The organism is Pseudomonas sp. WAC2, from assembly GCF_030403525.1.
GTDB lineage: Bacteria > Pseudomonadota > Gammaproteobacteria > Pseudomonadales > Pseudomonadaceae > Chryseomonas > Chryseomonas luteola.
In genome coordinates, this window is the sequence record NZ_JAUEPD010000006.1 from 65,349 (window position 1) to 79,187 (window position 13,839).

A 13,839-nucleotide genomic window follows, 5' to 3' on the forward strand; every position below is an offset into this window, starting at 1 on the left:
GCTGCCATGCCTTAGGGAGATGATGTGTGGATGTCTTGAGCCTGATTGGCATCCTGTTGGCCTTTATCGCCATCATTGGAGGTAATTTTCTTGAGGGCGGCACCATCGCCGCTCTACTCAACGGGCCTGCTGCCCTGATCGTACTGGGCGGCACATGCGGTGCAGCCATGCTGCAGACGCCTATCCGTGTTCTCAAGCGTTCCCTGACAATGCTTAGTTGGGTTTTCCTGCCGCCAAGAGTCGACATGCCAGCCGGTATCAATCGCATCATTGGCTGGAGCATGTCCGCCCGTAAGGAAGGTCTGCTGGGGCTTGAGCCGCTCGTGGATGCCGAACGTGATCCATTCGCCCGCAAAGGTCTGCAGCTACTGGTCGATGGCGCCGAGCCTGAAGCCATTCGCAGTATCCTAGAGGTCGATATGTATGGCCAGGAAGATCGTGATATCCAGGCGGCCAAGCTGTTCGAGGCCATGGGTGGGTATGCGCCTACTATTGGTATCATCGGTGCCGTGATGGGGCTTATCCATGTCATGCAGAACTTGGCAAACCCCTCCCAGCTGGGTAACGGGATTGCTGTTGCATTCGTAGCCACAATTTATGGGGTTGCATTCGCTAACCTGTTACTGCTTCCGATTGCCAACAAGCTCAAAGGCATGGTGCTGCGTCAAACTCGCTACCGAGAAATGCTTCTAGAAGGTTTGCTGTCTATTGGCGAAGGTGAAAACCCTCGTTCCATCGAACTCAAGCTGCAAGGCTTCATGGAGTAACCGATGCGTCGCCGTCGACACGAGGAGCATGAAAATCACGAACGCTGGCTGGTGTCCTACGCGGATTTCATCACCTTGCTGTTTGCCTTCTTTGTTGTGATGTATTCCATCTCATCCATCAATGAGGGCAAGTACAAGATTCTATCCGAGACGCTGACCGGTATCTTTACAGAGCCGGACCGCTCCATGAAACCTATTCCCATTGGGGATCAGGTGCCTCGCAGCGTTCAGCCTACCATCGAGCAGAATACGCCTGCATCAGATAACGCGCCGGCGACTACTCAAGCAGTCGATCCGCTTGAGCAGATAGCAACTAGTATGCAGAACGCCTTTGGCGATCTCATCAATTCAGATCAGATGACTCTAAGGGCAACCGAGACCTGGTTGGAAATCGAGCTGAATTCCAATCTGCTTTTTCCTAGCGGGGATGCCATTCCAGGCGATCCAGCCTTTGGCTTGATGGCGAAGGTTGCCAAAATTCTGGCGCCTTACAAGAACCCGATTCAAGTAGAAGGGTTTACTGACAATATTCCCATCAGTACGCCCCAATATCCTACCAACTGGGAGCTTTCAGCGGCGCGATCCGCCAGTATTGCTCGGCTGCTGATTGGTGATGGCGTTACACCCGAACGGCTCGCTGTGGTCGGGTATGGCAGCTATCAACCAATAGCAGATAACTCCACCCCTGAGGGCAGGGCGCGGAACCGTCGGGTGGTGTTGCTCATTTCACGAAATGTCGACATTCACCGTGGCGTGAGTGGTTTTCAGGAGCGCTCCGCTTCTGGCAGAAATGGCACGCAAAGTGCACCTGCTCCCTCCAAGTAAGCGGTAGAACTAATCGCTGTCAAATCTTCGCCGCTGGTATGTCCAGCGGCTTGGCCTTGGCAATGCAGTACGCTGCCTGGGGAGGGTAGAACGTGAGAGTTTGGGCAATAGCCAATCAAAAGGGCGGGGTAGGCAAGACAACAACGTCTGTTTCGCTGGCAGGGCTTCTGGCTGACTCGGGCAAGCGTGTCCTGATAGTCGATCTTGACCCCCATGGTTCCTTGACGAGTTATTTTGGACAGGATCCGGATCGACTGGAGCGCAGCGCCTTCGAACTGTTCCTGCATCAGGGGCAGGTTCCGGACGGGCTACCCAAACAACTTCTGCTACCGACCAGCCATGAGCGCATCTCAATGCTGCCGGCCAGTACAGCGCTGGCGACCTTGGAGCGGCAATCGCCAGGACAGAATGGCATGGGGCTGGTGATTTCCAAAAGCCTCGCGCAGTTGTGGAATGATTTTGATTATGCCCTGATCGACAGTCCGCCCTTGTTGGGCATTCTGATGGTCAATGCATTGGCGGCAAGCCAGCAGTTGGTCATTCCCGTGCAAACGGAATTTCTGGCGATCAAGGGATTGGAGCGCATGGTCAATACATTGGCCATGATCAACCGCTCCAGAAAGCAGGCGCTTCCTTACACGATCGTACCGACGCTGTTCGACCGGCGTACCCAGGCTTCGCTGGGGACGCTTAAGTACCTCCGGGACAATTATGTCGAGCACCTGTGGCAAGCGTTCATTCCCATCGATACCAAGCTGCGGGATGCCAGCCGTGCAGGGGTAACCCCCTCGCAGAACGATGCGAATAGTCGTGGTGTCATTGCATATAGGGCGTTGCTTAAGCATCTGCTTGATATGCAGCCTGCCTCAATGAACGTCGCGTGAAGACATAGTGATGCAGTACTCAAGTTTTTGCGGTATCCAGCCGATAGTTTCTTCAATCTTGAAGTGTGATACGTGACATGAACCGTTCTACTAGCACTGAAATTCGTCCACAGCTGGCTTTGCAGTCCTATCTGGATGCGCTGCTGATGGAGGCGACACTCGAGCTGCCGGTAGAGACGCCTGCCGTCCTCCAGCATGAGGCGGTTATCGTCTCGTTGGTTGAAGTGGTACCCGTGGCTGCGCCTGATCCTGTTGTGCCTACGGCTCAGAGCGTGTCTTTGGACGAGTTCGAGGCGGCTGTACGTGAGGAGAAGGCACGCGATGCCCAAGTCAGGGAAACGCCTGCCCAGAAGCTTGCCGAGCCCGCCAGCCTGCCTGTGGTGCCGGTTGTTAAGCCTGTAGTGGCAGAGCCGGAAAAAGTTGTCGATACCGTTATTCCGTTAAGAACTGTTAAGGCTGTCGAGCAGCAGGTGCAGCCTTTCAAGGTAAGCGACGACGGAAGGCCGGAATGGGCTGAAGAGCCGTTTGAATGTCTGTTGTTCGACGTGGCGGGGCTGACCCTTGCTGTGCCGCTGATATGTTTGGGAACGATTCATTCACTGGAAGGCCGCGAGCTGACGCCATTGTTTGGTCAGTCCGATTGGTTCCTGGGCATCCTGCCCAGCCCGCAGGGTAATTTGAAGGTATTGGATGCCGCGCGCTGGGTCATGCCAGAGCGCTACCGCGAAGACTTCAAGGAAGGCCTCCGGTTCGTTATCTCGGTTGAAGGGTATGACTGGGGAATTGCGGTACATCAGGTCAGTCGTTCGATACGCCTGGACCCTGCCGAGGTCAAGTGGCGAACGCAACGATCCCAGCGGCCATGGCTGGCGGGAACGGTAATTGAGCATATGTGTGCCTTGCTGGATGTATCGGCGCTTGCGGCGCTGATTGAAAGCGGTGCTGCAAAGCAAAGGAAACAATAGAAGGGTTGGCCTACGCTTAAGGGGTCGATTCTGGATCAACCAAGGCGGGAAGACCGCCAAGACCGCCAAGGCGGTATCAACGAGGCTGGGAAAATGAAGAAAACGTCTGCACAAGGTTCCGAAGATCCAATCCTGCAGTGGGTGACCTTCCGTCTGGACAACGAGACGTACGGTATCAATGTCATGCAGGTTCAGGAAGTGCTGCGCTATACGGAAATAGCACCGGTGCCAGGTGCTCCAAGCTACGTGCTGGGTATCATCAACCTGCGCGGTAATGTCGTGACGGTAATTGATACACGTCAGCGTTTTGGCCTGGACTCTGCCGAGATCACGGATAACACCCGTATCGTGATTATCGAGGCCGACAAGCAAGTCGTTGGTATTCTTGTCGACAGCGTGGCTGAAGTCGTTTATTTACGTCAGTCTGAAATCGAAACCGCGCCAAACGTGGGTAACGATGAATCCGCCAAGTTTATCCAGGGCGTTTGCAACAAGAACGGCGAGCTGCTGATTCTTGTCGAATTGGATAAGATGATGAGCGAAGAAGAATGGTCTGAGTTGGAAAGTATCTAATGTTGGCAGCGTTGATCGTGCTGGTGTTCATTTGTCTCGGGCTGGCAGGTGCTTGCTTTCTGCTATGGCAGGAGCTTAAACGGCAGGCGTCAAAGCTTGCCCAGCATGAGGAAACAACCGAAAAGCGCTTGAGGGCTCTAGCCAAGCGGCTGGAAACCTATCAGGCCGGCACGGTCCGTATGGGGGAGCAATTGCATGAGATCAATGAGATTGTTGGACCCCTGCCTGACAGGCTGACTCGTATCGAACAAAGCGATCCGGCAAGCCTGTCGTTCAGTCAGGCTGCCCGTCTTGTGGGACTGGGTGCCAGCGTCGATGATCTGACCCAGTCCTGCGGGCTTTCACGAGCCGAGGCCGAGCTGATCAGCAAGATGCATAAGGCGCGTCAGCAATCCTGACAGAGTGTGCTTTGCACGCCTGTCATAAGGTCTGGCGTTATATCCGACAGGCCTTTCGCATTTCTTCATTTACCGAAAAGCCATCAGTTATTTACTGATGGCTTTTTTATGCTCAGGATAAAGTGCTCAGTATTTGACGGGTAGCGCCGGTAGGGTGGGGCCTTCCTGCCTGCAGGGCATGTTTTGCGGATGCTTGCCTTTCAGATACCAGGCGAACGCGATGATCTCGGCAATCGTGCGGTACAGCGCTTCAGGAATGGCATCGCCAAGCTCAAGGCGTGCCAGCAGGCGTACCAGGTCAGCGTTCTCATAGATAGGGATTTCGTGCTCTCTGGCCAACGCCAGGATGGCTTCGGCAAGATCTGCATCGCCTTTGGCTGTTAGGGTGGGAGCGGTCTGGCCGTCATAGACCAGTGCGATAGCCTGCTTCGAAGTAGTCATGCGTTTTCATCTATCCAGCGTTCTTCAATGTGCGTGCGTAGTCCACGCACCGGTTTTCCCAGCGTGCATTGCAGCTCGCCTACCAGAAGCCCGGCCTCCAGCAATCGCTCCTTGAAATGCTCCAGCTCATGGGTAATGAGCGCGGCGGTTTCCTTCTGCTCGGCCCAGAACTGGCTCGAAAGCGTACCGCGAGCAAGTTTGGCCTCGACCTGCATATTGCCGAGCGGCTCAAGATCAAAGGCAAGGTCGAGCTTCCAGATGCTGTCACGCAGTTCGCTAGCGCTTTTGGAAGGGCGTTCCTCCTGCAGCTTGTATTGCAGGCAGGTGATGCGCTCACCGTTACGCATGGGGAGTTCCCCTTGCCAGGTAAGCAGCATGGACCCGTCCGAGTAATGCTGTGTCTGTTCAACGCCAGACAGCTGATGAGTTTGCAGGCGTGATAGGGCTGCTGTTGCCAACTTGAGCAACTCTTCAAGCTCTATGCCTTCCTGCAGCAGCGAGCTAACTATCCGTGACGGCAGAGGAAAGCTCAACGCAGCATGTTTGGGGTTCCCTTGCCCTAATGCCGTTAGAGCATTACGCAGGCTTCCTGGCAGGTTTGGCATCGTGGCTTGAGGAGGAAAAGTGGCCGAAGTAGTTGTAGTCTGGCTCAGTTGACCGATTAGGCGGAGCAGGAGTGTCTTGTAATCCTGCGGCAGCCGTTCGGTCTCACCTGAAATAAGGTGTCGCTCCAGCAAAATGCCGCTTCGCTCGAACAAGGTTTTTACGACATCCGGGTTCTTGAGTTCTTCAACCTCGGGTACGGAGGCGAGCAGCTGACCAAGCGTATCGCGCAACACGCCGCGCGTGGCGGGCGAGTCCGTGAGTAGCGGCAGAGCTTGAAACAATTGGGCCAGCGAGCCTTGTCGCTGGAACTGAGCCGTCAACTGGTGTCCCAGCTCAATCTGATCGAGTCTTCCGCTGGAGGGCACCAGAGCAACCTGCTGTACATCGCGTACCGCAACCGTTATCAGGCTGCCGGGCTTAAGGGCATCTAGCGATTCGATTATCAGTTGTTTGCCTGCAAGGGCACCGTTGAGCAATGTCACAACGGATTTGAAGGATATCTGCCCCTCAGAGGCGTCGGCTGGTTGACTGCTTACCACTCGCGTCTGCAGCAGGGTGCCTGGCGGAAGCGCTTTGGTATCCAGGCTTTTCAAAGGCGTCTCTGCCTTGGCCTCGATCTGTACAGCCAGGCGGGTAGACGATAACGCCATGATGTTTAGTAGCGAACCGGTTGGCAGGGGTGAAGTGCTTTCCGCCGGTAGGGTAAGTTGACGTCCATTGGCAAGCGTCAACTGCAGCAATAACTGAAAACTCTGCAGGCTCTGCTTAAGGGCAACAACTTGCGCCTGGGCTGTTTCGCCGGGCAGCAGAGGGCTTTCTGTCGGCAAGGTAATCCGCACGACCGGCTCGGCGGGTAACGCTGCCCGCGTTGGGACAACTGGGGCAGAAGCGGGGCGGATAGTGCCTATGTCAGCCATGTAGCCACTCTGATAGTTTCATGCAGTCGGTCGTCCAGGCTGGCGTGATGTGTATAATGCTGGCCAATTGACGGGCTTGGTCTTGTTTCCAGCCTACTATAGCGGCCGATTCCGTTCCGACTTGATGCCAATGGTTGCGTGTAGTGATACCCCCTTGTCTTGAAGCCGTTGCGCTCACCTGTGAGCGTGACGAGCGCGTGCTGTTCGAGCAGCTGGATCTTGTGCTCGAATCTGGTGAAATGCTGCAGATAATGGGGCCGAATGGCAGCGGTAAAACCAGTCTGCTACGTCTTCTGGCAGGGCTTATGGCTCCAACGGCCGGTGAGGTGCGTCTGGCTGGTAGGCAGCGACACGAGCCGTTCAGCCAGTTATTCTGGCTTGGCCATGCGACTGGAATCAAGGGACTCCTGACTGCCGAGGAAAACCTTACTTGGTTGTGCGCTTTGAACAAGCCCGCCACTCGGGAAGCGATCTGGCAGGCTCTGGACAGCGTAGGGCTGTCTGGCTTCGAGGATGTTCCCTGCCATACGCTCTCTGCCGGACAACAGCGTCGTGTCGCATTGGCTCGCCTGTATCTTGACCCTCCTGCCTTGTGGATACTCGATGAGCCGTTTACGGCTCTCGACCGCCAAGCGGTGGAGCATCTTGAGCGGCATTTGAGCCAGCACTGTGAACAGGGTGGAGCAGTGGTGTTTACTACGCATCATCAAATGACGCAAACGCCGACGCGCTATCGCCAGCTAGAGCTAGGGCAGGGAGTCTCATGAGCGGGCTCTTCGTGCTTCTGCTTAAACGTGAAGCGCTACTGCTATGCCGACGCCCGGTGGAGCTGACCAATCCGTTGGTGTTCTTTGCGATCGTGATTGCCCTGTTTCCCCTGGCGGTGGGACCTGAAAGCCAGCTGTTGAAAGAGCTGTCGCCAGGGTTGATTTGGGTCGCTGCCTTGTTGGCGGTATTGCTTTCGCTGGACGGCCTGTTTCGTAGCGATTTTGAAGACGGCTCACTTGAGCAATGGGTGCTCTCGCCGCATCCACTCTTTGTTCTGGTATTAGCCAAGGTGATGGCGCACTGGATGTTTACCGGGCTGGCGCTAATCGTGCTCTCGCCTGTCCTGGCGCTCATGCTAGGGCTTCCTGTCCAGTGTTTGGGGGTGCTGCTGCTATCGTTGCTGCTCGGTACGCCTGTACTGAGTTTGCTGGGTGCTGTAGGTGCAGCGCTGACTGTAGGGCTCAAGCGGGGCGGGTTGCTGCTGGCTCTGCTTATTCTTCCGCTTTACATTCCGGTGCTCATTCTGGGCAGCGGTGCATTGCAAGCCTCTCTTCATGGAATGCCCGCCGCAGGACAGCTTTTGTGGCTGGGAAGTTTGATGGTTTTATCGCTGACGTTCTCTCCGTTCGCTATTGGCGCTGGGTTACGGATCAGTGTGGGTGAATAATGTGGAACAGTCATGAAGTGGACGTTTTTTCATAAACTGGGCTCGCCCAAATGGTTTTACGAGATCAGTAGCCGGTGGTTGCCCATCCTGGCGTGGGCGGCGGCATGCTTCGTTATAGTAGGCACGGTATGGGGCCTGGTCTTTGCGCCGCAGGATTATCAGCAGGGTAATAGCTTTCGCATCATCTATATCCATGTACCTGCTGCATTTTTGGCGCAGTCGGGGTATCTGCTTCTGGCAATTGCCGGGGTAGTAAGCCTGGTCTGGAAAATGAAGCTGGCCGATGTTGCACTCAAATGCGCAGCGCCCGTAGGCGCCTGGATGACTTTTGTTGCGCTGGTAACCGGGTCGATATGGGGCAAGCCAACCTGGGGTGCCTGGTGGGTGTGGGATGCACGGCTGACTTCCATGTTAATCCTGCTGTTCCTGTATTTCGGCATCATTGCGTTGGGGCAGGCTATTTCCAATCGGGAAAGTTCGGCCAAGGCCTGCGCGGTACTCGCCATCGTAGGTGTTATCAACCTGCCAATCATTAAATACAGCGTTGAATGGTGGAACACCCTACATCAGCCTGCCACGTTCACGCTTACCGAAAAACCGGCAATGCCCATCGAGATGTGGCTTCCGCTTCTGATAATGGTGGTTGGTTTTTATTGTTTCTTCGGCGCTGTTGTCCTGATGCGCATGCGTCTTGAAATCTTACGCCGCGAATCACGAACGTCTTGGGCCAAGGCAGTGGTTGAAGAGAGCCTTGGTAAAAGGGGTAAAACATGACGCTTCATTCGATAAGCGAGTTTCTGGCCATGGGTCATCACGGACCTTATGTATGGTCAGCTTATGGAATCACTGCACTGGTCCTGATAATCAATATCGTGATGCCACGGCTGGCACACCGTCGTTATCTGCAGAGCGAAGCACGCCGCCTGCGTCGGGAGATGAACCCGTGAATGCTGTCCGTAAAAAACGTCTTTTGATCATTCTGGCGATTCTGGCTGGCGTTGGGGTCGCCGTGGCCCTGGCTTTGTCGGCATTGCAACAGAACATCAACCTGTTCTACACGCCCAGCCAGATCGTTTCGGGGGAAGCCCCCGTGGGCACTCGTATCAGGGCGGGCGGTATGGTCGAGCGGGGCTCTCTCCAGCGATCGGCCGACTCGCTCGATGTGCGCTTCATCGTGAGTGATGGCGTTCAACACATTTCCATCAGGTACCATGGCATCCTGCCGGATCTGTTTCGCGAAGGGCAGGGGATCGTCGCGTTAGGCAAGCTCGATGCATCCGGTGTGCTCGATGCCGACGAAGTGTTGGCAAAGCACGACGAAAATTACATGCCGCCTGAAGTAACCAAGGCCCTCAAGGACAGTGGCGCCTACCAGCAGTTTAGTAACCAGAAGGGCAGCTGATGCTGCCGGGCTCTGCATTTTTGTTTTTAGTGTAATGCGAGAAATTCATGATTCCTGAACTAGGCCACCTGGCTCTGATACTTGCGCTGTGCATGGCTGTGGTCCAGTCGACGTTTCCCTTGCTGGGCACATGGCGAGGCAACCGGCAATGGATGGGGCTTGCGCGGCCGGCGGCCTGGGGACAATTCGCTTTCCTTCTTTTTTCATTTGGCTGCCTGACCTGGTCATTCCTGACGAACGACTTCTCAGTGACCTATGTGGCGGAGAACTCAAACAGTCTATTGCCCTGGTACTACAAATTCAGTGCAGTCTGGGGTGCGCATGAGGGATCGCTGCTGCTATGGGCTCTGATCCTTGGCGGCTGGACGTTTGCTGTTTCCATCTTCTCCCGGCAATTGCCCGAAGACATGCTGACGCGGGTCCTGTCCATCATGGGAATGATCAGCTCAGGTTTCTTATTGTTCCTGATCATGACGTCCAATCCATTCTCACGCCTGCTGCCCCAGTCGCCTGTGGATGGAAATGACCTGAATCCCTTGTTGCAGGATGTTGGGCTGATTGTGCACCCGCCTATGTTGTATATGGGCTACGTGGGGTTTTCCGTCGCCTTTGCCTTTGCCATCGCGGCCTTGCTGGGCGGGCGTCTAGACGCGGCCTGGGCCCGCTGGTCCCGGCCTTGGACGCTGGTGGCCTGGACATTCCTAGGTATTGGTATTGTCCTGGGTTCCTGGTGGTCCTATTACGAGCTGGGTTGGGGGGGCTGGTGGTTCTGGGACCCGGTAGAAAACGCATCATTCATGCCGTGGCTGGTCGGGACAGCGCTTATCCATTCGTTGTCCGTCACGGAAAAACGTGGAGTCTTCAAGAGCTGGACGGTATTGCTAGCAATTGCTGCGTTTTCCTTGAGTCTTCTGGGTACGTTCCTGGTTCGCTCAGGCGTGCTGACCTCTGTCCATGCGTTTGCTTCAGATCCCACCCGTGGGGTGTTTATCCTTGCCTTCCTTCTGGTCGTGGTAGGCAGCTCGTTAACCCTGTTTGCCCTGCGGGCACCTGTTGTTAAAAGTCAGGTTGGATTTGAGTTGTGGTCTCGGGAAACGCTCCTGCTGATCAATAACCTCATTCTGGTCGTAGCGGCGTCCATGATCCTGCTAGGTACGCTGTATCCGCTGGTCATTGATGCGCTAAGCGGTGCCAAGCTGTCTGTTGGTCCGCCTTATTTCAATGCCCTGTTTGTACCGCTAATGGTCATACTGATGATTGCACTGGCAATCGGCGTACTGGTGCGCTGGAAGAGCACCCCTGTGCGCTGGTTGCAGGGCATGCTCATGCCAATACTTATTGTCAGCGTTGTTCTCGGCGTGCTGGCAGCGTTCATGCTGGGCGACTTTCATTGGGTGGTGCTGGCGGCGTGCTCGTTGGCGTCCTGGGTTGTACTGGCTGGCCTTCGCGATCTCCAGGACAAGACGCGCCATAAAGGTTGGCTCAAGGGTATTCGCAGCCTCGGCCGCAGTTACTGGGGGATGCAGGCTGCCCATCTGGGGCTTGCGGTGTCGGCATTAGGGATAGTGCTCTCTACCCAGTTCTCCGCTGAGCGCGACCTGCGCATGGTGCCAGGGGAGTCGGTCGAGCTGGCAGGTTATCACTTCATTTTCGATGGCGCTCAGCATTTCGAGGGGCCTAACTTCAAGTCGGACTATGGCACTCTGCGGGTCTCGAAAGGCAATCAGAATGTTGCGGTTCTGCATCCGGAAAAGCGTCTTTATGTAGTACAGCGCTCGGTCATGACCGAGGCAGGCATCGATGCAGGGCTTATGCGTGATTTATACGTGGCGCTTGGTGAGCCGTTGGAAGACGGGGCCTGGGCAGTCCGCATCCATATCAAGCCATTCGTACGCTGGATATGGCTGGGAGGCGTGCTGATGGCGCTAGGTGGACTACTTTCCATGTCGGACAAACGTTATCGACTCAAGGTGCGCCAGCGTGCCAGTCGGTCCCTGGGGCTCAAGGAGGCGCAGGCATGAAGCGTCGCCTGGTTCTGCTGATTCCACTCGTCCTTTTTCTCGCCATGGCTGGCTTTTTGTTCAAGGGCCTGTATCTGAATCCATCCGAGCTACCGTCCGCACTGATCGACAAACCACTGCCGGCGTTCTCATTGCCTGCTGTTGACGACCCCGGCCGAACCCTGACTCAGATTGATTTTCAAGGCAAGCCAGCCCTGGTCAATGTATGGGGCACCTGGTGTGTCGCATGCCGGGAGGAGCATCCTGTTCTGAATACGCTCAAGGATCAGGGCATCACCATCTACGGCATCAATTACAAGGACGATAATGCCAGCGCATTAAGGTGGCTGAAGGAATTCCACAACCCTTATCAGCTCAACGTTCGCGATGACAAAGGCAGCCTGGGTCTGGACTTGGGTGTATACGGCGCACCGGAAACCTATCTGATCGATAGCAAAGGCGTCATCCGCTACAAACATGTAGGCATTGTAAGCCAACAGGTGTGGCGTGATGAGCTGGCGCCGCGTTACCAGCAGCTCATGGAGGCGCCATGATCCGCCGGATAGGAGCATCGTTATTATTGCTGTTTGTATGGATAGGCGTTGCACAGGCCGCCATCGAAACCTTCGCGTACACAAACGATGCCGAGCGCGAGCGCTTTCAAGCACTGACGCGTGAATTGCGCTGCCCGAAGTGCCAGAACCAGGACCTTGCCGACTCGAATGCACCCATCGCCGCTGATTTGCGAGGAGAGATTCATCGTCTGATGAGCGAAGGTAAAAGCGATGAGCAGATCATCAACTATCTGGTGGCGCGATATGGTGAGTTCGTCATGTACAGGCCGCCTGTTGAACAGCGGACCTGGCTGCTTTGGTATGGGCCGGCTGCGTTTTTAATCTTAGGGTTCTGTATCATCCTGATCATTGTTCGACGTCGCCAGCAACAAACCTTGCCATCCAATGCTCCATTGTCTGCCGATGAGCAGGCACGCCTTGCATCACTTCTGAAAAAGAAAGATTCCTGATGATCGATTTCTGGCTCGCCATAGGGCTGCTGCTGCTCGTTGCCTTGGGCTTCCTCCTGATTCCCGCGATACGCCGTCAGCACGTTGCCTCTGGTAAAGACCGTGCCGCCGTCAACGTTGAGCTTTACGAGGAGCGACTGACAGAGCTCTCCCAGCAACACGCTGCAGGCTTGTTGACTGCTGAGCAGTGGGAAGAAGCCCGCTCCGAAGCTACACGTGAGCTGCTTTCCGACACTCAGCAGGCAGACACTGACGCCACAAGCGCTAAAGGCGGGCGCGCTGCGCCGTTGATTGTGGCGTTAATCGTTCCGCTCGTTGGGCTTGGACTCTACCTGCATTGGGGTGCCAGCGACCGGGTCGAGCTCACTCGCGAGTTCAGCCAGCCGCCGCGCTCCATGGATGAAATGACTTCCCGGCTAGAGCGCGCGGTTGCCGTCCAGCCTGAGTCTTCTGAAGGCTGGTATCTGCTGGGTCGTACCTATATGAGCCAGGAGCGTTTTAGCGAGGCTGCTCATGCGTTTACCCAGGCAGTCCAGCAGGCCGGACGTCAACCTGAGCTGCTAGGGCAGCTGGCGCAGGCGCAGTATTTTGCGGACGGTAAAGTCTTGACCCCGGAGGTCAAGACGTTGGCTGACGAAGCGCTCAAGGCCAATCCCAAGGAGGTGACTACGCTTGGGCTCCTGGGCATAGCGGCGTTCGAGCAGAAGGATTACGCCGGTGCAATCACTCATTGGCAAACCTTGGTCGATCAGCTGCCTACTGGTGATCCGTCCCGTAAGGCTATCCAAAGTGGTATCGAGCGGGCCCGGCGCTATATGGCCGCTAGCGGCGAAGCTGCATCTTCAGTCAGTGCTACTCAATCAGCTACCCTGAGCGTCACGGTAAGTCTTGATCCAGGCGTGAGCTCACGTGTCAAGGCGAGTGATACCGTGTTCGTGTTTGCCCGCGCTGTATCAGGGCCACCCATGCCATTGGCAGTAAAGCGTCTGACAGTAGCGGACCTGCCTGCCAGGGTATCGCTGAGTGACGCAGATGCGATGATGCCGCAGCTGAAGCTGTCAGGTTTTGATCAGGTTCAGCTGGTTGCGCGTATCTCTCGACAGGGAAATCCGACGTCAGGTGAGTGGGTTGCGCTTAGCAAGCCGATTGCGGTGAAAGATGCCCAGCCGCAGCAGTTGAAAATAACGCAGCCCGACGCCAAATAGAATATTTGCATGGCTTCTTGCAGGAGGGGCCATGCCTTGCCGGATGGCTGTGCGCAAGCATTCGCCTCCCGCTACACTTAAGCCTTTATTTGCCGGTATTTCTACTTAGCAGGAGCGGGAGCATGTCCACACCCTTTGCCCAGATGCTCGATAACATCACGCCGGAAATCTACGAGAACCTAAAACGCGCCGTAGAAATCGGTAAATGGCCGGATGGCCGCAAGCTGACGCGCGAGCAGGTCGAGCTCAGTTTGCAGGCAGTCATTGCCTATGAGGCCAGGCATGTCCCGGAGGACCAGCGAGTCGGCTACATGGGACCACAGGAATGCAGCTCAAAGTCCGAGCCGATTCCCAATCTTCTCTTCAAGTCCGACGCGATTCACTGATCTTCGCATCA

General features: G+C 55.7%; 18 protein-coding genes. 16 read left to right on the forward strand and 2 right to left on the reverse strand.

Annotated features, from left to right (window positions below):
* Nucleotides 1–26 precede the first annotated feature (26 nt).
* From QWJ10_RS14235 to QWJ10_RS14260, 6 genes are all read left to right on the forward strand, one after another.
* Nucleotides 27–767: a flagellar motor protein gene (locus QWJ10_RS14235; RefSeq protein WP_010797943.1), complete on the forward strand. Its 741-nt coding sequence runs from the start codon at nt 27–29 to the stop codon at nt 765–767.
* A 3-nt stretch (nt 768–770) separates the two neighbouring features.
* The gene (motD, locus tag QWJ10_RS14240) at nt 771–1,592 is read left to right on the forward strand and encodes a flagellar motor protein MotD (RefSeq protein WP_010797944.1); all 822 of its coding nucleotides are present in this window, start codon (nt 771–773) and stop codon (nt 1,590–1,592) included.
* Nucleotides 1,593–1,684: 92 nt separating this feature from the next.
* The gene (locus QWJ10_RS14245) at nt 1,685–2,476 is read left to right on the forward strand and encodes a ParA family protein (RefSeq protein WP_289927363.1); all 792 of its coding nucleotides are present in this window, start codon (nt 1,685–1,687) and stop codon (nt 2,474–2,476) included.
* Nucleotides 2,477–2,553: 77 nt separating this feature from the next.
* Complete coding sequence (locus QWJ10_RS14250; protein WP_289927365.1) at nt 2,554–3,441, forward strand: CheW domain-containing protein; 888 nt, start codon at nt 2,554–2,556, stop codon at nt 3,439–3,441.
* Between the two features lie 93 nt (nt 3,442–3,534).
* Nucleotides 3,535–4,014, forward strand: coding sequence for a chemotaxis protein CheW (locus QWJ10_RS14255; RefSeq protein ID WP_010797947.1), 480 nt, complete (start codon nt 3,535–3,537; stop codon nt 4,012–4,014).
* Nucleotides 4,014–4,412, forward strand: coding sequence for a DUF2802 domain-containing protein (locus QWJ10_RS14260; RefSeq protein ID WP_122042871.1), 399 nt, complete (start codon nt 4,014–4,016; stop codon nt 4,410–4,412). The genes QWJ10_RS14255 and QWJ10_RS14260 overlap by 1 nt, the downstream gene beginning before the upstream one ends.
* Before the next feature lie 126 nt (nt 4,413–4,538).
* On the opposite strand, the gene QWJ10_RS14265 is transcribed toward QWJ10_RS14260, so the two are convergent.
* Together QWJ10_RS14265 and QWJ10_RS14270 are read right to left on the reverse strand one after the other, a co-directional pair.
* The gene (locus QWJ10_RS14265) at nt 4,539–4,853 is read right to left on the reverse strand and encodes an EscU/YscU/HrcU family type III secretion system export apparatus switch protein (RefSeq protein WP_019365135.1); all 315 of its coding nucleotides are present in this window, start codon (nt 4,851–4,853) and stop codon (nt 4,539–4,541) included.
* Nucleotides 4,850–6,376, reverse strand: a complete 1,527-nt coding sequence (locus QWJ10_RS14270; RefSeq protein ID WP_289927372.1) for a flagellar hook-length control protein FliK — start codon at nt 6,374–6,376, stop codon at nt 4,850–4,852. Before QWJ10_RS14270 ends, QWJ10_RS14265 begins: the two co-directional genes overlap by 4 nt.
* A 143-nt stretch (nt 6,377–6,519) precedes the next feature.
* On the opposite strand from QWJ10_RS14270, the gene ccmA reads away from it, so the two are divergent.
* From ccmA to QWJ10_RS14320, 10 genes are all read left to right on the forward strand, one after another.
* Nucleotides 6,520–7,143 carry a cytochrome c biogenesis heme-transporting ATPase CcmA gene (ccmA, locus tag QWJ10_RS14275; RefSeq protein ID WP_197870179.1) on the forward strand — a complete coding sequence of 208 codons (624 nt, stop codon included), beginning with the start codon at nt 6,520–6,522 and terminating at the stop codon, nt 7,141–7,143.
* On the forward strand, nt 7,140–7,811 hold the full coding sequence (gene ccmB, locus QWJ10_RS14280) for a heme exporter protein CcmB (RefSeq protein WP_197870180.1): 672 nt from the start codon (nt 7,140–7,142) through the stop codon (nt 7,809–7,811). The genes ccmA and ccmB overlap by 4 nt, the downstream gene beginning before the upstream one ends.
* Before the next feature lie 12 nt (nt 7,812–7,823).
* On the forward strand, nt 7,824–8,585 hold the full coding sequence (locus tag QWJ10_RS14285) for a heme ABC transporter permease (protein ID WP_197870182.1): 762 nt from the start codon (nt 7,824–7,826) through the stop codon (nt 8,583–8,585).
* On the forward strand, nt 8,582–8,758 hold the full coding sequence (gene ccmD, locus QWJ10_RS14290; protein WP_289927379.1) for a heme exporter protein CcmD: 177 nt from the start codon (nt 8,582–8,584) through the stop codon (nt 8,756–8,758). Before QWJ10_RS14285 ends, ccmD begins: the two co-directional genes overlap by 4 nt.
* On the forward strand, nt 8,755–9,213 hold the full coding sequence (ccmE, locus tag QWJ10_RS14295) for a cytochrome c maturation protein CcmE (RefSeq protein WP_122042860.1): 459 nt from the start codon (nt 8,755–8,757) through the stop codon (nt 9,211–9,213). Before ccmD ends, ccmE begins: the two co-directional genes overlap by 4 nt.
* Before the next feature lie 47 nt (nt 9,214–9,260).
* Complete coding sequence (locus QWJ10_RS14300) at nt 9,261–11,234, forward strand: heme lyase CcmF/NrfE family subunit (protein ID WP_197870184.1); 1,974 nt, start codon at nt 9,261–9,263, stop codon at nt 11,232–11,234.
* Nucleotides 11,231–11,767: a DsbE family thiol:disulfide interchange protein gene (locus QWJ10_RS14305; protein WP_125887926.1), complete on the forward strand. Its 537-nt coding sequence runs from the start codon at nt 11,231–11,233 to the stop codon at nt 11,765–11,767. The genes QWJ10_RS14300 and QWJ10_RS14305 overlap by 4 nt, the downstream gene beginning before the upstream one ends.
* Entirely contained in the window at nt 11,764–12,237 is a 474-nt protein-coding gene (locus QWJ10_RS14310; protein WP_197870186.1) for a cytochrome c-type biogenesis protein, read from the forward strand. Before QWJ10_RS14305 ends, QWJ10_RS14310 begins: the two co-directional genes overlap by 4 nt.
* Nucleotides 12,237–13,442: a c-type cytochrome biogenesis protein CcmI gene (gene ccmI / locus QWJ10_RS14315; protein ID WP_197870188.1), complete on the forward strand. Its 1,206-nt coding sequence runs from the start codon at nt 12,237–12,239 to the stop codon at nt 13,440–13,442. Before QWJ10_RS14310 ends, ccmI begins: the two co-directional genes overlap by 1 nt.
* Before the next feature lie 122 nt (nt 13,443–13,564).
* Nucleotides 13,565–13,828 (forward strand): DUF1315 family protein, encoded by a 264-nt coding sequence (locus tag QWJ10_RS14320; protein ID WP_010797960.1) that lies wholly within the window; start codon nt 13,565–13,567, stop codon nt 13,826–13,828.
* Nucleotides 13,829–13,839 lie beyond the last annotated feature (11 nt).

Bases quoted from the DNA above. Each gene is read 5' to 3' on its own strand.
- QWJ10_RS14270 (WP_289927372.1), bottom strand. From the start codon at position 6,376: ATGGCTGACATAGGCACTATCCGCCCCGCTTCTGCCCCAGTTGTCCCA.
- QWJ10_RS14310 (WP_197870186.1), top strand. From the start codon at position 11,764: ATGATCCGCCGGATAGGAGCATCGTTATTATTGCTGTTTGTATGGATA.
- QWJ10_RS14305 (WP_125887926.1), top strand. From the start codon at position 11,231: ATGAAGCGTCGCCTGGTTCTGCTGATTCCACTCGTCCTTTTTCTCGCC.
- motD (WP_010797944.1), top strand. From the start codon at position 771: ATGCGTCGCCGTCGACACGAGGAGCATGAAAATCACGAACGCTGGCTG.
- QWJ10_RS14255 (WP_010797947.1), top strand. From the start codon at position 3,535: ATGAAGAAAACGTCTGCACAAGGTTCCGAAGATCCAATCCTGCAGTGG.
- QWJ10_RS14285 (WP_197870182.1), top strand. From the start codon at position 7,824: ATGAAGTGGACGTTTTTTCATAAACTGGGCTCGCCCAAATGGTTTTAC.
- QWJ10_RS14265 (WP_019365135.1), bottom strand. From the start codon at position 4,853: ATGACTACTTCGAAGCAGGCTATCGCACTGGTCTATGACGGCCAGACC.
- ccmD (WP_289927379.1), top strand. From the start codon at position 8,582: ATGACGCTTCATTCGATAAGCGAGTTTCTGGCCATGGGTCATCACGGA.
- ccmI (WP_197870188.1), top strand. From the start codon at position 12,237: ATGATCGATTTCTGGCTCGCCATAGGGCTGCTGCTGCTCGTTGCCTTG.
- QWJ10_RS14260 (WP_122042871.1), top strand. From the start codon at position 4,014: ATGTTGGCAGCGTTGATCGTGCTGGTGTTCATTTGTCTCGGGCTGGCA.
- QWJ10_RS14320 (WP_010797960.1), top strand. From the start codon at position 13,565: ATGTCCACACCCTTTGCCCAGATGCTCGATAACATCACGCCGGAAATC.
- ccmB (WP_197870180.1), top strand. From the start codon at position 7,140: ATGAGCGGGCTCTTCGTGCTTCTGCTTAAACGTGAAGCGCTACTGCTA.
- QWJ10_RS14300 (WP_197870184.1), top strand. From the start codon at position 9,261: ATGATTCCTGAACTAGGCCACCTGGCTCTGATACTTGCGCTGTGCATG.
- QWJ10_RS14250 (WP_289927365.1), top strand. From the start codon at position 2,554: ATGAACCGTTCTACTAGCACTGAAATTCGTCCACAGCTGGCTTTGCAG.